Source organism: Cupriavidus sp. 96C5-1, assembly GCF_057798855.1.
On the sequence record NZ_JBYOJU010000007.1, the window covers coordinates 79,950 to 99,025 of the forward strand.

Annotated in this window: 14 protein-coding genes; 7 read left to right on the forward strand and 7 right to left on the reverse strand. The window is 68.7% G+C overall.

The genetic code is table 11. The annotated features are described in order from the left end of the window. Positions 1 to 21 precede the first annotated feature (21 nt). From AC3FOF_RS11170 to AC3FOF_RS11180, 3 genes are all read left to right on the forward strand, one after another. Positions 22 to 1,458 carry an aldehyde dehydrogenase family protein gene (locus tag AC3FOF_RS11170; protein ID WP_276263793.1) on the forward strand — a complete coding sequence of 479 codons (1,437 nt, stop codon included), beginning with the start codon at positions 22 to 24 and terminating at the stop codon, positions 1,456 to 1,458. Next, on the forward strand, positions 1,451 to 1,693 hold the full coding sequence (locus AC3FOF_RS11175) for a hypothetical protein (RefSeq protein ID WP_017228704.1): 243 nt from the start codon (positions 1,451 to 1,453) through the stop codon (positions 1,691 to 1,693). The genes AC3FOF_RS11170 and AC3FOF_RS11175 overlap by 8 nt, the downstream gene beginning before the upstream one ends. 184 nt (positions 1,694 to 1,877) lie before the next feature. Beyond that, positions 1,878 to 3,182, forward strand: coding sequence for an MFS transporter (locus tag AC3FOF_RS11180; protein WP_017228703.1), 1,305 nt, complete (start codon positions 1,878 to 1,880; stop codon positions 3,180 to 3,182). Positions 3,183 to 3,548: 366 nt separating this feature from the next. Here the strand turns inward: AC3FOF_RS11180 and AC3FOF_RS11185 are convergent, their stop codons facing one another. The 6 genes from AC3FOF_RS11185 to AC3FOF_RS11210 all read right to left on the reverse strand — a co-directional run bounded on the left by AC3FOF_RS11185 (position 3,549) and on the right by AC3FOF_RS11210 (position 14,129). Then, positions 3,549 to 9,671 carry a hybrid sensor histidine kinase/response regulator gene (locus AC3FOF_RS11185; RefSeq protein ID WP_488726618.1) on the reverse strand — a complete coding sequence of 2,041 codons (6,123 nt, stop codon included), beginning with the start codon at positions 9,669 to 9,671 and terminating at the stop codon, positions 3,549 to 3,551. A gap of 97 nt (positions 9,672 to 9,768) precedes the next feature. Continuing rightward, entirely contained in the window at positions 9,769 to 11,934 is a 2,166-nt protein-coding gene (locus AC3FOF_RS11190) for a methyl-accepting chemotaxis protein (RefSeq protein WP_017225884.1), read from the reverse strand. A 91-nt stretch (positions 11,935 to 12,025) separates the two neighbouring features. Next, positions 12,026 to 12,595 carry a chemotaxis protein CheW gene (locus tag AC3FOF_RS11195; RefSeq protein WP_276265611.1) on the reverse strand — a complete coding sequence of 190 codons (570 nt, stop codon included), beginning with the start codon at positions 12,593 to 12,595 and terminating at the stop codon, positions 12,026 to 12,028. A gap of 52 nt (positions 12,596 to 12,647) precedes the next feature. Further along, positions 12,648 to 13,016 carry a response regulator gene (locus AC3FOF_RS11200; protein WP_017225882.1) on the reverse strand — a complete coding sequence of 123 codons (369 nt, stop codon included), beginning with the start codon at positions 13,014 to 13,016 and terminating at the stop codon, positions 12,648 to 12,650. Between the two features lie 26 nt (positions 13,017 to 13,042). Beyond that, entirely contained in the window at positions 13,043 to 13,537 is a 495-nt protein-coding gene (locus AC3FOF_RS11205; protein ID WP_035809521.1) for a response regulator, read from the reverse strand. 421 nt (positions 13,538 to 13,958) lie between these two features. Beyond that, positions 13,959 to 14,129, reverse strand: coding sequence for a rubredoxin (locus AC3FOF_RS11210; protein WP_017225880.1), 171 nt, complete (start codon positions 14,127 to 14,129; stop codon positions 13,959 to 13,961). A 215-nt stretch (positions 14,130 to 14,344) separates the two neighbouring features. Here AC3FOF_RS11210 and hemL point away from each other — a divergent pair, with 215 nt between their 5' ends. After that, positions 14,345 to 15,637 (forward strand): glutamate-1-semialdehyde 2,1-aminomutase, encoded by a 1,293-nt coding sequence (gene hemL / locus AC3FOF_RS11215; RefSeq protein WP_276265610.1) that lies wholly within the window; start codon positions 14,345 to 14,347, stop codon positions 15,635 to 15,637. Positions 15,638 to 15,678: 41 nt separating this feature from the next. On the opposite strand, the gene dapA is transcribed toward hemL, so the two are convergent. Then, the gene (dapA, locus tag AC3FOF_RS11220; RefSeq protein ID WP_488726619.1) at positions 15,679 to 16,605 is read right to left on the reverse strand and encodes a 4-hydroxy-tetrahydrodipicolinate synthase; all 927 of its coding nucleotides are present in this window, start codon (positions 16,603 to 16,605) and stop codon (positions 15,679 to 15,681) included. A 431-nt stretch (positions 16,606 to 17,036) separates the two neighbouring features. Between dapA and AC3FOF_RS11225 the strand changes: the two genes are divergently transcribed. From AC3FOF_RS11225 to AC3FOF_RS11235, 3 genes are read left to right on the forward strand one after another with little or no spacing between them, the layout of a single operon-like run. Then, the gene (locus AC3FOF_RS11225; RefSeq protein ID WP_017225688.1) at positions 17,037 to 17,660 is read left to right on the forward strand and encodes a LemA family protein; all 624 of its coding nucleotides are present in this window, start codon (positions 17,037 to 17,039) and stop codon (positions 17,658 to 17,660) included. A 34-nt stretch (positions 17,661 to 17,694) separates the two neighbouring features. Continuing rightward, positions 17,695 to 18,561, forward strand: coding sequence for a TPM domain-containing protein (locus tag AC3FOF_RS11230; protein WP_488726620.1), 867 nt, complete (start codon positions 17,695 to 17,697; stop codon positions 18,559 to 18,561). Between the two features lie 6 nt (positions 18,562 to 18,567). Then, positions 18,568 to 19,071: a TPM domain-containing protein gene (locus tag AC3FOF_RS11235; RefSeq protein ID WP_017225027.1), complete on the forward strand. Its 504-nt coding sequence runs from the start codon at positions 18,568 to 18,570 to the stop codon at positions 19,069 to 19,071. Positions 19,072 to 19,076: the final 5 nt, after the last annotated feature.

Here is a 19,076-nt window from a genome sequence, read left to right on the forward strand (position 1 = left end):
CGCACCCCCGGAGCCATTCCAATGCACGCCCAGCACTTCGTTGCCAACCGCCTGATCGCGCCGGACTCCGGCATGCGCATCAAGGTATTCGACCCGTCCAGCGGCGAGCCTTTCGCCGAAATCGCCCGCGGCAACGCGGTCGATATCAATGTGGCAGTCTACGCCGCCCGCCAGGCGGCCGAAGGCGAATGGGGCGCGATGGCGCCCGCCGAGCGCGTGCGCCTGCTCAACCGCGTGGCGGTAACGCTGATCGAACACGAAGCCGAACTCGCCGCGCTGGAAGCGCGCGACACCGGCAAGCCCTTGCGCCAGGCCACCGCCGACGCGCGCGCCGTGGCGCGCTATTTCGAGTTCTATGCCGGCGCGGCCGACAAGCTGCACGGCCAGACCATTCCCTACCAGCCCGGCTACACCGTGCTGACGGTGCGCGAGCCGCATGGCGTGACCGGCCACATCATCCCGTGGAACTACCCGCTGCAGATCTTCGGGCGCAGCGTCGGCGCGGCGCTGGCCACCGGCAACGCCTGCGTGGTCAAGCCCGCCGAGGATGCCTGCCTGTCGCTGCTGCGCGTGGCCGAGCTGGCGGCCGAGGCCGGCCTGCCCGAAGGCGCGCTCAATATCGTCACCGGCTACGGCCATGAAGCCGGCGCCGCGCTGGCGCGCCACCCCGGCATCAACCACATCTCCTTTACCGGGTCTGCGCAGACCGGCAAACAGGTGGCGCAGATGGCGGCCGAGAACCACGTGCCGGTGACGCTGGAGCTGGGCGGCAAATCGCCCCAGATCGTGTTCGCCGATGCCGACCTCGAGGCGCTGGTGCCGGTGATCGTCAACGGCATCGTGCAGAACGCCGGCCAGACCTGCTCGGCGGGCAGCCGCGTGCTGGTGGAACGCCCGCTCTACGACGCCGTGCTCGACCGGCTTGCCACGGTGTTCGAGTCGTTGCGCGTGGGCCCGTCCGGGCTGGACCTGGAATGCGGTCCGCTGATCAGCCGCAAGCAGCAGCAGCGCGTATGGGATTTCGTCTCCGACGCGCAGCACGCCGGCATCGTCGCCATGGCGCAGGGCCAGATCGTGGCGGAGGCGCCCGAGGCCGGCTATTACCAGGTGCCGATGCTGTTCCGCGACGTGCCGCCGACACACCGGCTGGCGCAGGAAGAAGTGTTCGGCCCGCTGCTGGCGGCCACGCCCTTCGATACCGAAGCCGAAGCCGTCGCGCTGGCCAACGGCACGCCCTACGGCCTGGTTGCCGGGGTCTGGACTCGCGACGGCGCGCGCCAGCTACGGATGGCGCACAAGCTGCGCGCGGGCCAGGTCTTCATCAACAACTACGGTGCCGGCGGCGGGGTGGAACTGCCCTTCGGCGGCACCGGGCAGTCAGGCTACGGCCGCGAGAAGGGCTTCGAGGCCCTGTACGGATTCACAACACTGAAAACCATCGCAATACAACATGGGTAACATCAACTTCCTGTCGGTCGCCTTCGCCATCTTCTTTTTCTGGATGGCGTGGCACGTCAGAAACAAACGCGCCACCAACCCCTCGGCCATGCCGCGCCTGCAGGTCTTCAAACGCAAATGGGGCGACTCGGTCGGCGACCGCGTGCACTGGTGCCTGTATGTGGCCCTGCCCTTCCTGCTGGCCGTGATGATGACCGCAAACGCCTTGCGCGGGCGTGGGCCCTTCGCCCACTGAGAGACGCCTGCAAAATGATTCCGGCACCGCGGCAGCAGGCAGGCCTGCCCGCCAGGCCGCATGCGATCCGCGGCGCCGGGATCGGATTTATCGGATTTACCGGGGGGCGCCGCATGTAGTTGCGCGGCGCCCCCCGCCCAGCGGTATCGTGCAACCAGAGAGAGAAAATCCCAGAGGAGACAGCATGACAACAACCGCAGTACACGCCGGCGCCGCCGATCCCGGCTTCGAGGACGCCACCTACCGCAAGGTGACCTGGCGCCTGGTGCCCTTCCTGCTGCTGTGCTACGTGGTGGCCTACCTGGACCGGGTCAACGTGGGCTTCGCCAAGCTGCAGATGCTGAACGATCTCAAGTTCAGCGAGACCGTCTACGGCCTGGGTGCGGGGATCTTCTTCATCGGCTACTTCCTGTTCGAAGTGCCCAGCAACGTGATCCTGCACAAGGTGGGCGCGCGCATCTGGATTGCCCGCATCATGATCACCTGGGGGCTGATCTCGGCGGCGATGATGTTCGTCACCACGCCAACCATGTTCTATGTGCTGCGCTTTTTGCTCGGCATCGCCGAGGCGGGCTTCTTCCCCGGCATCATCCTCTACCTGACCTACTGGTACCCGTCGCACCGGCGCGGGCGCACCACCACCTATTTCATGACCGCGGTCGCGCTGGCCGGCGTGATCGGCGGCCCCCTGTCGGGCTGGGTGATGCAGACCTTCGACGGCCATAACGGCTGGTCGGGCTGGCAATGGATGTTCCTGATCGAGGGCATCCCGTCCGTGCTGGTGGGACTGCTGGTGCTGGCCTACCTCGACGACCGCATCGTCCACGCCAAGTGGCTGAACGACGAAGAGAAAGCCCTGCTCCAGCGCAATATCGCCAGCGAGGACATGCACAAGGAAGACGCGCCGGTCAGCCAGGTGCTGACCAGCCCGCGCGTCTGGCTGATGAGCTCGATCTACTTCTGCTTCGTGATGGGCCTGTACGGCGTCAGCTTCTGGCTGCCCACGATCATCAAGCAGACCGGCGTGAAGAGCCCGCTGGACATCGGCCTGCTCACCGCCATTCCCTATGGCTGCGCGGTGGCCGGCATGATACTGGTGGCCTACAGCGCCGACCGCACGCGCGAGCGGCGCTGGCATATCGCCGTTCCTGCGCTGGCGGGCGCGCTTGGGCTGGTGCTGTCGGTGCAATGGCACAGCAACACAGTGCTGGCACTGCTCGGATTAACGCTGGCCACCATCGGCATCCTGACCACGTTGCCGCTGTTCTGGAGTTTGCCCACGGCATTTCTCGCGGGCACCGGCGCGGCGGCGGGTATCGCGCTGATCAACTCGCTGGGCAACCTGGCCGGTTTTATCAGCCCGTATGCGGTGGGCTGGCTCAAGGACCTGACACAGAGCACGGATTCCGGCATGTACCTGCTGGCGGCTTGCCTGGTAGTGGGGGCGGCGCTGACGTTGTCGGTGCCGGCGCGGATGGTGAACAAGTAGGCGTGCGAGGGCAAGCGGCACAGCCAGCGCCCTCCCTCCTCCCCGGCCTCTCTCGCTGGCGGGAGAAGCGAGCGACACAGCGGGAGGCGAACGGCAGCACTGTCGGATGCATGTCTCGCACGAATGCCCCGGCATTCGAAATCCGAAAGCCCGAAATGGCAGCGAGGCAACCGGTCAACGGTTCGGCATAACCGTGTGGCCCGCCCGAGGGGCGGGCCACACCCACGGCGATGCGAAGCGAGCCGCGGCGATACGGCTCCCCACCGGGGAGGTGAAACGGCTTTTGACTCTAACCACCGTCTGACACAGCCGGCGCCCCAGGCGCATCCTGCCGGTTTTGACCCGCATTCCCGAAGCCCCCCGGAATCAATTCCCCGTATCCTCCCCCAGCATCTGCGCCACCGATCCCGCCGTGCCCGCGGCGCGCTCGCCCAGCAGATGGTGCAGCGTGGTGAGCAGTTCATCTTCGTTATACGGCTTGCCCAGGTAGACGTTGACGCCGATCTCGGCGGCGTAGCGGCGATGTTTCTCCGCCGTGCGCGAGGTGATCATCACCAGCGGCATATGCGATGTGCGGCTGTCCGCCCGCACGTTGCGGGTGAGGTCGAAGCCGTCCATATGCGGCATCTCGATATCGACCAGCATGGCGTCCGGCATCACCTCCTGCAGTTGCCGCAGCGCGTCCACGCCGTCGCGTGCCAGCACCACCTGGTAGCCGGCGCGCGTCAGCAAGCGGTGCGTGACCTTGCGCACGGTCAGCGAATCGTCGACCACCATGACGGTGGGCTGCGTGCCCAGGCCCGCCACCGGCGCCGCCCCGCCCGCCCCCAGTTCCGCCACCGCGCCCAGCACCGGCGAATGCGTCAGGTGCTGGAGATCGGCGAGTTGCGGACGCGCCGCCTCGCCGCGTTCGCGCATGAAGCGCTGGGCCAGCACCACCGGGTTATAGATCAGTACGATCTCGCCATCGCCCATGGTGGTGGCGCCGGCGATGCCTTCAAGGCGCGCCAGGTGCGGCCCGATGTGCTTGACCACCACTTCCCGGTTGCCGATCACCTCGTCCACATGCACGGCGATGCGCTCGGCGCCGCTACGCACCACCACCACCGGCGAGTACTTCCTGCCTGCGGCAATCGACGCCGATTCTTCCAGCAGCGCACCGAGGTAGTGGAACGGCACGTCGGCGCCGGGCGTGTCGAGGCGGCCCCGGTTGTAGGCCTCGAGCAGGCTCTGCGAACGTAGTTGCTGGACCTGGTCGATCATGCCGCTGGGAATAGCGAACGGCCGCCCGCCCAGCGTGACCAGCAGCACCTGCGTGATGGCCGTGGTCAACGGCAGGTGCACGGTAAAGCGGGTGCCCTGTCCGGCTTGCGTGGCCAGCGCGATACGCCCGCCCAGCGCCACCGTCTCGGCGCGCACCACATCCATGCCCACACCGCGCCCGGCCAGCTCGGACACGGTATCGGCGGTGCTGAAGCCGGGCGCGAAAATCAGCTCGGTCAGCCGTGCTTCGCCCGCTTCGTCCCCGGGCGCCAGCAACTGGCGCTCGATGGCGCGCGCGCGAATGCGCGCCAGGTCGAGGCCGCCACCGTCGTCGACGAAATGCAGCACCACTTCATTGCCTTCCTGCTGCACTTCGAGCGTCAGCGCGCCGATGGCGGGCTTGCCCGCGGCGCGGCGGGCCTCGACGGCTTCGATGCCGTGCGCCACCGCGTTGCGGATCAGGTGCTCGATCGGGCCGGCCATGCGGTCCAGCACCGAGCGGTCGACCTCCACGGTACCGCCCTTGATCAGCAGCCGCACTTCCTTGCCGGTTTCGCTGGCGGCCTGGCGCGCCACGCGGTACAGGCGTTCGGCCAGCGCGTCGAACTGCACCATGCGCGCCTGCATCAGGCTGCGTTGCAGGCCGCGCGTCAAGCGGGCCTGCGCGTCGAGATCGCCGCTGGCGCGGTCGAATCCGCGCTGCAGGTTCTGCTCCACGGTTGCCACGTCGTTGACCGACTCGGCCATCATCCGCGTCAGTTCCTGGAAGCGCGTAAAACGGTCGAACTCTAGCGGATCGAACTCTTGCTTGTGCTGGACATCGGCAATGCGCGAGGCCATCTGCGACTCGGCCTGGATCTCTATTTCACGCAGCTGGCCGCGCAAGCGCGCCACGTTGTCGTTGAGTTCGCCGAGGTAGCTGCGCAGCGCATCCAGCTCGCTCTCCAGCCGCGCGCGCGATGCGCCGACTTCGCCGGCATCGGTGATCAGGGTGTCGAGCGTGCGGGCCTGGACCCGTACCAGCGCGCGCTGGCGTTCGCCGGCATCGGTGGCGGGAGCCGGCACTTCAGCGGCCGATCGCACCGCGCCGGCCTGCGGCCAGGGCTGGACATCGGTGCGTACCAGCGGCACCACGCCGGCCTCGCCACTTTGCTGCACGCGCTGCGCGGGTGCCGCGGCGGCGGACGCATCGGCCGGCGCAGGCAGTGCCTCGGACGCATCGTGCAAGCCGGTCAGCGCGTTGATCCGGTCGGGGTCGTCCACCGGCAGCAGGCGCCCGCCCTGCAGCGCCTCGCTATGTGCCAGGATGCGGTCGTACCAGGCGTACAAGCGCACGAACAGCGTCGGCCCGACGTGATCGGCGCGTACACCGGCATCGAGCAGGCTTTCCATTTCGTGGGCGGCCTGGCCGAGCGCCATCGCACCGGCCATGCGCGCACTGCCCTTGAGCGTATGCAGTGCGCGCAGGATCAGGCCGGCATGGCTGGCATGCCGGCCGTCGCCGGACGCAGCCTCCCAGCCGCGCAGCAGCTTGCCCAGTTCGGGCAGGCTGCCGTGCGCTTCTTCCAGGAAGATGTCAACCAGGGCCGGATCGAGGGACTGCTCCGCGGCATCCTGCGCCCCGGACGCAAGCGGCAGCACGACCGCGCTGGCTTGCGCCGGCACGGCAGCATAAGCGCCGCCGATGCTGCCGGCGACCGCGCCGCTATCGCGGACCGGATGCGACACGGGCATGCCCGCCCCGGCCGGCGCCGCGATACCCGCATCGTGGAGCGAGCCGGCATTGGCCGCCGGCGGCAGCTTGCCGAACAACAGCGCGACCGGCGCATCTTCCGCTTCCGGCGGCAATTCAGGCACGGCCGGCATCGCCAGCCGCGGCCGCACCATGGCGCGCTCGCCCAGTTCGGCGAGACTGCGGCAGAGCCCCTCGTCGGCAGCTGGCCAGATACCGGCAGCAAACTGGTGCAGCATGCCGCGCACGCGCTCCACCGCCTGCTCCAGCAGGCGGAAATCGCCGGGATGCATCGCCACCGGATGCGTGCCGAGCTGCAGCATCAGGCGCTCGAGTGCCTCGGCGACGGCCCGCACCGGCTCCAGCCCGACCGTCGATGCGCTGCCCTGCAAGGTATGCGCCACGCGCAGCGCCAGTTCGCTCGGGCAGGGATGGCCCTCGTGGCGCCACTCGGAGACATCGGTGGCAAACTGGCGGATCAGGTCGTCGGCTTCCTGCAGATAGACGTTGTAGAGCGGCAGGCTGATGCGTATCGGGCCGATCAGCTTGAAGTGATCGTCCTCCTCCGCCGCCGTGCTGGCGAAGCGGAACGGAATCACCTTGGCATCGGCGCCGGCGAACGCCGCTTCGCCGGCCTCGGCTGGCTCGGCTGGCTCGGCGATTGCCGGCGCAGGGAGACGCACCGTTTCCGGTTCCTGCCCGTCCTCCGTTTCCGCCTCCACTTCCGGCGCCTGCCCTTCCAGGGGCTGGGCCATCCCATCTTCAGGCCTTGCGGCCGGCGGCTGCATGCTGCCTTCATCGGCTACCCGGGCCGGTACCGCCGGCTCGCCCGCGCGCACCGACTGGGCTGCGGCCAGCAAGCCCGCGGCATCGTGAGCGGCCAGCGGGTCGGCGTGCAGCGCGCCCGCCCATCCGGAGAGCTCGCCATGCGCGCGCAGCAGCAGGTCGAGCAGGACCGGCGCCGGCGCGCGTGCCTCGGCGATCCACAGATTCATCACCTGCTCGATGGCCCAGGCCGCCTCGCCGTAGCGATGCAGGCCAACCATCCGGCTCGACCCCTTGAGCGTATGGAAGGCACGACGCAGGCGGCTGACGGTATCGGCATCGGCAAGCACCGGCAGGCCGCCGGCGAGATCATTGGCCACCTCGCGCAGCACTTCGGCCGCTTCGGTCAGGAAGATGTCGAGCAGTTCGGCATCGATGGCGGCGGTATCGGTCGCGGCAGGCAGCGCCGGAGCATGGGCACCCGGCACGACGGCCGGCAGCGCGTCGGCCAGCGCCACCACCAGCCGTTCGGCCGCGCCCTGGGATCCGGCCAGCCAGGCATTGAGCTGGGTGATGGCTTCGTCTGCCTGACGGCGCGGGCTGGCAGCATCGTCGATGGCGGCCTGCTCATGCATCGCCTGCAGCGCAGCGCGCAGCGCCTTCACCTCGGGCGCGTCGGCGCCAGCCGGATGACGCACCGCTTCGCTGGCGGCCGCGCGCGCATTGGCAAGCAAGGTCGCGTGCGGCATCGCGCCGCCCTGCTGCACGGGTTCCGCGGCAGCGACGGCGTCGTCCGGCGCATCCGCCGATGCGCCCCGGCCAAATGCCAGCGCATCGATAAAGCCGTGCACGGCACCCAGTTCGCCGGCAATCGCGGCAAGCCGAGTGGCGCGTTCGCTCGCCATATCGCCGTCGCATGCGGTGGCCAGGAATTCGAGCGACAGCGTCACGCGCTGCAGGACTGCCGCGATGGCCTGCGCATCGGCGAACAGCGGCTCGGGCAATGCGCCAGCCTCGCGCAGTGGCTCCAGCGTGGCAGCAAGCGCCGCGAACGCGCGCTCGGCATCGCGCAGATGCACGGCCCCTTCCGCGCGGGCGGCGTCGCGGTCATAGGCATCGAGCCAGGCCTCCCCGCTGTCGAGGTGGCCGCGCAGCTGCGCGACCGCCGCCTCGCGCAAGCGTTGCGCACGCGCCTGGCCGACCATCTGCGCCAGCCAGCGCGGCGCCAGCGCCGCCTGCTCGCCGCGCTGGCGCGCGCCGAGATAGGCCGTCAGTTCATCGCAGCGGCGCGCGAACTCGGCCGCCGCGGCATGGCCGGTACTGCCATGCACGCGCCAGGGCAAGGCCAGCGCCTGGCCGAGGAAGAGCGCGATCGCGCCGGTGCCGGAGGTATCGTCGTCGCCGGCATCGCCGCACTCGGCCGCGCGGACCGGCAGGACCGCGTGGGCGGCAGCATCCAGGCAGCGCAGCAGGGCCGGCTGGGCCAGTGGCTGCGCGGCCTCGGCCAGCGCCGCCAGCGCGTCCTGCCACTCGCCATGCCCGGGGCCGGCACCGGCCACCCGTTCGAGAGCAGCCGCGGCCTGCTGCAGGTTGCGCGTGTCGATGGGGTCGAGCCAGCCGTAGTAACGCATGCGGTAATCGGCGTGTGCCGCCGCATGCGCCGCATCGATGCGGAAAGCTTGCAGGCACTCGCGGATGGCGGAGCGCAGCACCAGCAGGGCCGCGCTCTCAGGCTGGTCGCCAGACGGTGCCCGGTTGACCGTGACCAGCAGATAGACGGCGTCGTTCAGCAGGGCCTGGGGCACCCGCACCTGCCCTTGCAGGTACTGGCGCAGCAGCAGGTGGGCGCGGGCGGCCAGCCGCTTGGCCAGCAGGTCCGACTGCAGCAGGCCATGCGCCAGCGCGCCAAACACCAGCGCCAGCACATGCCACACGCCGCGATCCGGGTGGTCGGTGGCGCGGCGCAGTTCCTGTTCGCTGGCGCGGACGTCTTCCAGCGCGGATTCCAGCGGCAGATAGGCCTCGTGCAGCAGGCTCGGCTCGTGGCACGGCACCGGCAAGCGCAGCGCCTTGAGCAAGGCGGCTTCGAAGCGCTGGCGCGCGCGCGTGACGGTCGGAGCCATGCGCATCGGCAGCAGGATGCCGGGCAGCATCTGCAGTTCGTCGACCCACAGGTCGGCGGGGTGCATGCGGTCCTCGCCCAGCCGCCCCAGCACGTCGGCATAGGAGCAGAAGAGGCGGACCGGGTCTTCCTCGTCGCCGGCCATCAGGTCGTCGACGTACTCGGCCAGCGCCTGCACGCCCGCGCGGAAGGCGGCCAGGGTGCCGGCGTCGGCTGCCACCGCGCCGGCGTCGATGCCTTCCAGCAGGCGGCGCAGCGCCTGGCAATACGGATCGATGCCGCGCAGGCCGACGATATGCACGGCGCCGGCGGCCTGGTGCAGATGCTGGCCCGCCAGGCGCAGCGAGGTGGTATCGCGCGCGCCCAGCGCTTCGGGTGCCTGCTGCACTTCATCGACGTAATGGCCCAGTTCGGCCGCGGCATCGTCCAGCGCGGCACGCAGGCTCGGCGCCAGCCAGGCCAGCACGGAAAGATCGCGCGCCACCGGGGCGGCGCCCTTCCCGGCCGGCGCGGCGGATGGCGCCGCGGGCAGGCCGGGCGCCGGTGGATCCTGGGTGGCCGGGTCCGAGCCGGCATCCTCGCGCGAGACGGGGAAATTCAATGACATGACTGCTTCCAATGCGTCCAATGCGGTGGCGCCGGTCCGTGGCCCGCATCCGCGCGGGCTCGCGTAGCACGCCAGGGCTGCCCCGTAACGTAACCCCTCAGGCGATCTTGAAGCGCAGCACGGAGTTGCGCAGCTCTTCGGTCAGCAGCGTCAGCTGGCGCACCGAGAGTGCGGTCTGGCGCGTGCCGGACGAAGTTTGTTCCGTGACCTGCAGGATCCCTTCGATATTGCGCGCCACCGCGGTAGCCAGTCCTGCCTCATGCGAGGTGGTCTGCGAAATCTGTTCGATCAGTTCGGCCAGCTGGCGCGACACGCGGCCGATCTCCACCAGCGCGGCGCCGGCATTATCGGACAGCTTGGCGCCTTCCACCACGCCCTGCGTGCTGCGCTCCATGGCGTGCACCGCGTCCTGGGTATCGGTCTGGATGGTGCGGATCAGCGCGCCGATCTGCTTGGTTGCCTCGCCGGAGCGCTCGGCCAGGCGCTGCACTTCTTCCGCCACCACCGAAAAGCCGCGCCCGGCCTCGCCGGCCGACGCGGCCTGGATGGCGGCGTTCAGCGCCAGCACATTGGTCTGCTCAGTGATGTCGGAAATCAGCTCGACGATCTCACCGATCTCCTGCGACGACTCGCCCAGGCGCTTGATACGCTTGGCGGTGTCCTGGATCTGCTCGCGGATGTCGTTCATGCCGACGATGGCGTTCTGCACCGCGTGCTGGCCCTGCTCGGCCGCGGCCAGCGAGGCGCGCGCCACGTTGGCGGATTCCGCCGCGCCGCGCGATACCTGCGTGATGCGGTCGGCCATTTCCACCACCGATTCGCCGGTCTGGCGGATCTGGCGCGATTGTTCCTCGGACGCCGCGACCAGTTCGGTCGAGGTGTCCTGCACCTGGCTGGATGCCTGCGTCACCTCGCCGGCGGTCTGCTGCACCCGGCCCACCAGTTCGCGCAGTTCTTCCACGGTGTAGTTCACCGAGTCGGCAATGGCGCCGGTAATGTCCTCGGTCACGGTGGCCTGCCTGGTCAGGTCGCCGTCGGCGATGTCCTGCAGTTCGTTCATCAACTGCAGAATGGCCTTCTGGGTGGCGTCGTTGTTGCGCTTTTCATCCAGGCGGCGGGCTTCGGCCTCGCGTTCGCGGGCCTCGGCTTCGAGCGCCCGGGCGCGCGAGTCGCGCAGGTAGAGCGCTGCCAGCCCGCCCAGGAAGACCAGCGTGAGCACGGCCGAGACGATGGTGGCGCCGAGCGTCAGCGGCCGCACGCGCGCGCCTTCGGCATAGGCGGCCTGCAGCGCGGACAGCTCGCCGCGCAACGCCTCATTGTCATTGAAGATCTGCTGCTGGGCACGCTTGGCGGCGATCAGGCCCGGCAGGTTCTGCAGGATGGTCTGGGTGGTCTTCTGCACCGCGTCGAAACGCTGCGACAGTTGCTCCAGGTAGCTGCGGGTCTCCGCATCACCGGCTGCCGACAGCCGCAGCGCCTCGCTGCCGTTTAACAGGCCATCCAGGGTTTCGTGGAAGGTGTTGGTGTCCTTGCCCAGCAGGAACGCGGTTTCCGGGTTGACGCCTTCGCCGGCCAGGAACTCGTTGAGGTTCTTGCCCAGGCGCTGCGTCAACATCACCAACTGCGCCGAGGCGGCCACCTCGCGGGCGTTGGCGCCGCTCTGCAGCTTGATGGCCGCCACCTGCTCGGCGCTTTCCAGCAGCTCGGGGTTGGAGGCGTTGAAGATCTGCAGGGTCTGGCCGATGGTGGTCAGGGTGGGCTGCTGGGCCAGTACGTCGCCGGCGCTCTTTTCGGTGCGCTGCCAGGACTCCATGGCTTTCTCCAGCAGCGGCGCGGCGCTGGCGCCGGTGGCACGCACCTGCTTCTCGGCGCTGCCGTTTTGCAGGGCCTGCAAGTCGCCGGCGAGTTCGCCCTTGGACTGGCGCAACTGCGTAAAGGCCTGCGCATTGCCCAGCAGCGCCACCGGCACCGCCTTGGCCAGGCGCTGGGAGTGCATCAGCATGTCGCCGGCGATCTCGATCTGCGCCGCGCCGTTGTTGGCTTCGCGGTTATCGAAATACACCGATGCCAGCAGGGCCGCCAGCGACACCACCACCCCCACGGTAAGGGCACGCTGCTGGCTGGCGAACGGAATGCGGGAAAGCCTGTCCGAGAGCCGCCGGGACGGAGTGCTTGCGGCAGCCGGCGCGTTGGCGTCCACCGCCGGTTCGGCGGCACCGGCCGTCTGCGCCTGGCGACCCAGGCTGAACATCTTGAAACCCATAGCACCCTCTTCCGTTATTTTTCGAGTTCGATTTGCCGCGCGCCTGCCCGCATGTGCCGACTTGTGTCCGCGCCTGTCCCGATAGGGAGGCTCAGGCGGCCTGCCTGCCCACTTGCAGGAACGCGGGCGACGCCAGCAGCCGGCGCACGTCGAGCACCTGCCAGTCGCGCCCGTCGCGATCGGCAAAACGGGCGCCCTCCCACTCCGGCGCGGGGTCCTGCCGGGCCGGCTCCGCGCCGGCCGGCACGGCCGGCAAGGCGAGGTCGCCCGCATGACGCAGGCCAATCACGCGCGTCGCAAGAATGCCGCAGGCACGCTCCACCTGGCGCGACAGCACCACGATCTTGCTGCCCGGCTGCAGCGGGGTGGCGCCCTCGCCACAGAACAGGCCGAAATCGATCACGCCAAGCAGGCTGCCGCGCGCGTTCACCAATCCCGTGTACCAGTGCTGGGTCAGGGGCACGCGGCTGGGCTGACGCATCTCCAGCACCTCGCCGGTCTCCGGCAACGGCAACAGCCAGTGCCGCTGGCCCACCAGCAGGCCCAGGTAGCTGTCCACCGCCGGCAGGTTGCGCGCCTCGCGCAAGCGGCGTGCCAGCATGGCCTGGTAGTCCTGCAACCGGGTCTGTCGGGCGCGAAGGTCCTGGCGCGGCGCGGTCATGGTCGGGTCCGTTGAGAAGGAAGGAGACAGTCGGTTGGCGGCCTGGCCCGGCTCAGTGGGCCAGCGCCGCGATCTTGTTCAGCAGTTCGTCGCCATCGACCGGCTTGACGATGTAGTCGGCCGCGCCCTGGCGCATGCCCCAAATGCGGTCGGTGTCCAGGCCCTTGCTGGTGCACATGATGACGGGGATATCCTTGAAACGGTCGTCGCGCTTGATCGCGCGGGTGGCCTGGTAGCCGTTCTGGCCCGGCATCACCACGTCCATCAGGATCAGGTCGAAGGCTTCCTTCTCGAGACGGGTGAAGGCCTGCTCGCTATTGCCGGCCACCGAAACCTTGAAGCCCTTCTTGCCAAGCAGGTCGGACATGAACAGCGCTTCGGTCGGAGAGTCATCGACGATAAGGATTTTGCTGATAGTCATAGTGGTGGGTATTCCTTGATTTGCGCTCAAGCCGGCAAGGGGCCGCCCGAGGCGGCGGCACGTGGCAGGCAGGCATCGACTGCCTGCAACAGCGACTCGCGGGTAAACGGCTTGGCTAGATGGTCTTGCGCGCCGACCAGGCGGCCGCGCGAGCGGTCGAACACGCCGTCGCGGGAGGACAGCATGATGACCGGGATGGCATGGAAGCGAGGGCTTTTCTTGATCAGGGCGCAGGTCTGGTAGCCGTCCAGGCGCGGCATCAGGATGTCGCAGAACACCAGGTCCGGATGCATGTCGCCGACCTTGGCAAGTGCCTCGAAGCCGTCTTCCGCCAGCATCACCTGGCAACCGGCCTGCGACAGGAAGATCTCCGCGGTGCGGCGGATCGTGCTGGAATCGTCGATCACGAGCACCTTGCGGCGCGCAGGCATGGGAGCGCCGCCGGCGGCTGAGCCAGTTGCGACCGCGCCGCTGACCTCGGCGTTGACCCGAATGCTTTCTTGTAGTTGAGCGACCCGCATCTCGTTCCCGCGACCGGCGTGCTTCCCTGGGAAAGTGCCGGCATTCACTTGAGAACTTCCGCTCGCCGCAGACTCGCTGCGCCGACGGACCCCGAAACAAAACGATCTGATTTCCCGAAAACACGCCGGCGCGGTGGCCCCGGCACGGCAAACGGCGGCGCGTGGTGCCCGCGCCTGCCGTCATCCCCCCCCAAAGGGTGGACTTTCAAATTTGAAACAGAGTGTGACAAGTCGCCGTGGGGCCGTCAATCCGGAATCTCGGGCAGCCCCGGGCGATCTGTCGCATTGACGCGACGCGGCGCGGCGGGCTGACCGGCCCGAGCGGCGTCCGTCATCGCCGCGTCACGCCTGCCTGGCTCGAAACCCGGCGGCTGCGGCTCCAGGCGGCAACGCGATACTGCGCGTGACGCCCGTCATGGCTTCAGAGCGCCACCATCTCGAAATCTTCCTTGCGCGCGCCACATTCCGGGCAGGTCCAGTTGATGGGCACGTCTTCCCATTTGGTGCCGGGGGCAATGCCGTCTTCGGGCGCACCGGCGGCTTCGTCGTAAATCCACCCGCAGATCAGGCACATCCAGGTCTTGTATTCCATAACGGTACAGTCACTCTCCATTAAAATTCAGGGCCAGATGGTACCGAATCGGCGCCGCCGGCGCCAGCCGGGTAAGCACGATTCGGGCCAAATACGCCGTGTTCACGCACGTTACCGCGCAAATGCCTCGCATTGCAGCTGTTTTGCCGGCATTTTGCACCTAACTTGCTGCTTGATAGAACGCGTTTCTCCCGCTTTTGATTTCACGCAAAGCCATGTCTCGTAACCAGCAGCTCTTCGACCGCGCACAGCAAACCATTCCGGGTGGCGTCAATTCCCCCGTGCGCGCCTTCCGCTCGGTGGGCGGCACGCCCCGCTTCATCACGCGCGCCGAAGGCGCCTATATGTGGGATGCCGATGGCCAGCGCTACATCGACTATATCGGCTCATGGGGCCCGATGATCGTCGGCCACGCGCACCCCGACGTGGTGCGCGCGGTGCAAGAGACCTCGGCCCACAGCTTCTCCTTCGGTGCGCCGACCGAAGCCGAGATCGAGATGGCCGAGGAAATCTGCAAGCTGGTGCCGTCGATCGAGCAAGTGCGGCTGGTCTCCTCCGGCACCGAGGCCACCATGAGCGCGCTGCGCCTGGCGCGCGGCTTTACCAGGCGCGACCTGATCGTGAAGTTCGAGGGCTGCTACCACGGCCATGCCGACAGCCTGCTGGTCAAGGCAGGGTCCGGCCTGCTGACCTTCGCCGACACCACCAAGAACGCGCCCTCCTCGGCCGGCGTGCCCGCCGACGTGACCAAGCACACCATGGTGCTGGAGTACAACAACGTCGAACAGCTGGAGCAGGCCTTTATCAAGCACGCCGACGAGATCGCCGCGGTGATCGTGGAGCCGGTGGCCGGCAATATGAACCTGGTGCGCGCCAGCGATGCCTTCCTGCAGGCCATGCGCTCGCTGTGCACAAAGTACGGCGCGGTGCTGATCTTCGACGAGGTGATGACCGGCTTCCGCGTGGCGCTCGGCGGCGCGCAGGCGCACTACGGCATCACCCCGGACATGACATGCCTGGGCAAGGTGATCGGCGGCGGCATGCCGGCCGCGGCCTTTGGCGGCCGGCGCGACATCATGGCCTGCCTGGCGCCGCTAGGCGGCGTGTACCAGGCCGGCACGCTGTCGGGCAACCCGCTGGCGGTGGCGGCCGGGCTGACCACCCTCAAGCTGATCCAGGCGCCGGGCTTCCACGACCGCCTCGCCGCGCAGACCCGCAAGCTGGCCGACGGCCTCGCCGCGGTGGCGCGCGAAGCCGGCGTGCCGTTCGCGGCGGACGCCATCGGCGGCATGTTCGGCCTGTATTTCCGCGACGGCGTGCCGGCCAGCTTCGCCGAAGTCACGCAAAGCGATACGGCGCGCTTCAACCGCTTCTTCCACGCCATGCTGGACGCCGGCGTGTACCTGGCGCCGTCCGCCTACGAGGCTGGTTTCGTCTCGGCCCAGCACGACGACGCCATCCTGGCCACCACCATCGACGCCGCCCGCAAGGCGTTCGCGGCCAACTGAGGGCCGGCCGCGAACGCCCCTCCCGGGGGCGGATCGCGGCCCTAGCCGAGCAGGCCCGGCGCAGCCGCCTCGATCTGCTCGCAAGCCTGCGCCAGCGCAGCCTCCAGGGCCTCGCTGGCGGGCGTCATGGGTGCGCGCAGCTCGTTGCGCAGCCATCCCTGGCGCGCCAGCATCGCCTTGAGCGGTCCCGGGTTGGGCTCGGAGAAAAACTGCCGGATCATCGGCATCAGCGTGTGGAAGATGCGCCGCGCCAGTTCCAGCCGCTGCTGTGCCGCCGCCCGCGCGAGGGCCACGAACAGTTCCGGATACAGGTGGGCCGAGGCGATGATGGCGCCCGCGCCACCCAGGCACAGCGTGCCCAGCAACTGGTGGTCCTCGCCCGCCAGCACGGCCAGGCGCCCGTCGGCAATCGCGGCCTGCGTGCCGTGGTAATCCCCGCCGCAATCCTTGATGGCGCGAATATTCGGATGCGCCGCCAGCGCAAGCATGGTTTCGGGCTCGATCTTCACACCGGTGCGGTAGGGAATGTCGTACAGGACCAGCGGCGCGGCCGCGCTGTCGGCCAGGCCGCGGAAGTAGTCCAGCAGGCCCGCCTGCGAAGGCCGCACATAGTACGGCGCCGGAGCCAGCAGCCCCGCCAGCGGCCTGTCGGCGAGGCGGCGCACGCGCGCCTGCACCTGCCTGACGTTGCTGCCCGACACGCCCATCATCACCGGTAGCGCGCCGGCGCCGGCCAGCACGGCATCGAGCACGGCCAGTTGCTCATCCTCGTCGAGGGCGGCCGCCTCGCCGGTGCTGCCGCACACCACGAAGCCGGCGATGCCGCTGCCGGCATAGCGGGCCACCAGGCGGGCCAACGCGGCATGATCGACGGCGCCGCCGGCAAAAGGCGTGACCAGCGGCAGCCAGATTCCCGAGAAGACTGATTGAGATTGCTGAGATTGCTGAGATTGTTGCTCTTGCTGCATCGAAACACTCCTGATACGACCGGTCAGGAAAACCGTGCAGAAGTGCGCCGGGTGGCAGCCAGGCCCGCGCAGGGCAATGGGAGAGTATGAACCTGGCCTCGCCCCTGTTCGCAGGTGCCGTTCCGTCGCTCATCTGACGGAACAGCGCCCCGGTCAGACGAGCGGCTGTTTTTTGGCTTTGGCGCGCGCCGGCACCTGCCGCTGCGAGGCAGCGGAGTTCGGTACGGAAATGGCGGGCAAGCGGCGCATGGAAGAATTGGATTTGACCGTGATCCGGCACGGTGACCGCCAGAGGGGCGATCCGCGGCAATCACGGTAAAGGTGCAATCTACCGGGCCGGGCATGCCGCCGTCAAGCCACCCATGGTCATTTTGATTGCACCGCCTGGCCCTGCGCTACACTGAGGTCTCTTGGATTTCCGGAGTCTTTCGATGCGCGCATTCCTTTCCCTGTCCTCGCCGCGGTCCGCGCGGTCCGTCTTGCGCTGGCTCTTGCTGGCCTTGTGCGCCAGCCTGCTGTCGGCCTGCGGATACAACGACTTCCAGGCCAAGGACGAGGCCGTCAAGGCGGCCTGGGGCGAGGTGATCAACCAATACCAGCGCCGCGCCGACCTGATTCCCAACCTGGTCAATACCGTCAAGGGCTATGCCACGCATGAGCGCGAGACGCTGGAAGCCGTGACCCGCGCGCGCGCCGCGGCCACCAGCATCCAGGTCACGCCCGAAACCCTCAACGACCCGGAAGCCTTCAAGCGCTTCCAGCAAGCCCAGGGCGAGCTGAGCAGCGCGCTGTCGCGCCTGCTGGCGGTGTCGGAGAACTACCCGCAACTCAAGGCCGACGCCTCCTTCCGCGACCTGCAATCGCAGCTCGAAGGCACCGAGAACCGCATCACGGTGGCACGCCAGCGCTATATCGCCGCCGTGCGCGACTACAACATCCTGGCGCGCAGCTTCCCCACCAACCTGACGGCGATGATCTTCAAGTATCCGGTCAAGCCGTCGTTCACGGTGGAGAACGAGAAGGCCATTTCGGCGCCGCCGACGGTGAAGTTCTGACAGGCGGCAGGGATCCACGGATATGCGGCTAGCCATGCGCCTGCACAGGCGGCACCTCCCCGGACACAGCGGATGGCTGACCGCCGCGCTGGCGTTGTTGCTATGGCTGGGCGCACTGTTCGCGCCGCCGGCCATGGCTGCCGGCGACGGCTTCGTACCGGTGCCGCCGCTCACGCAACGGGTAACCGACCTCACCGGCACGCTCAGCGCCAGCCAGCGCAGTGCGCTGGAGAATGTGCTGGCCGAATACGAGCAGCAGCGCGGCAGCCAGATTTTCGTGCTGATGGTGCCCACCACCGAGCCCGAGCCGATCGATGCCTACAGCATCCGCGTGGCCGATGCCTGGCGCGCGGGCCGCAAGGGCATCGACGACGGCGTCATCCTGCTGATCGCCAAGGACAACCCCGCGGGCCTGCGCAAGATGCGCCTGGAAGTGGGCCGCGGCGTGCAGGGATCGCTGACCGACGCCATGTCCAAGCGCATCCTGCAGGACGTGATGGCGCCGCACTTCCGCCAGAACGACTTCTACGGCGGCATAGCCGCGGGGGTCTCGGCCATCCAGGCCACCATCGACAAGGAAGCCCTGCCCGGCCCGCAGGCCGGCGGCAAGGCCGCCCGGCAGGATTCGTGGACCGGCTGGCTGCCGGTGCTGTTCCCGCTCGCCATCATCCTGTTCTTCTTTATCTCCGCGGCACGCCGCTCGGGCAGCAGGCAGATCGTGACGCGCGGGCGCGGCTGGGATTCGGCAGCCGGCGGACTGGGCGGCACCCTTGGCGGCCTTGGCGGTGGCGGCTGGGGCCGCGGCGGCGGTGGCGGCTTTGGCGGCGGCGATAGCGGAGGCGGCTTCGGCGGGGGTGGCGGCGGTGGCTTCGACGGAGGCGGCGCCTCCGGCAACTGGTAACGACGCATGCCCCATTTCAAACGCGCCCTGCGCCATCTCGGCACCCGTCCCGGTGCCGCCAGCCGGCACTTCCCCGCCGAGGCCCAGCAGCAATTGCAGCAGGCGGTCCGCGCCGGCGAGCAGCAGCATCGCGGCGAAGTCCGGGTGGTGATCGAATCCAGCCTGCCGGTGGCAATGGCTTTAGCGGGCGTCAGCCCGCGCGCCCGGGCGCGTGCCCTGTTCGGGACGCTGGAGGTGTGGAATACCGAAGGCCATACCGGGGTGCTGCTCTATATCAACCTGGCCGACCATGCGGTGGAATTGCTGGCCGATCGCGGCATCGACGCCCGCGTGGGCCCGGAAACCTGGCGCGCGATCTGTGGCGAACTCGCGGCCGGGCTGGCACGCGAGCTGTCGGTCAAGCCCGTACTGGCCGCGGTGGACAAGATCCACCGTCAACTGGCCGCGCACTTTCCGGCGGGCGACGGGCCCAACCCCAACGAACTCGACGACCGGCCGGTCATCCTGTAGCCGCC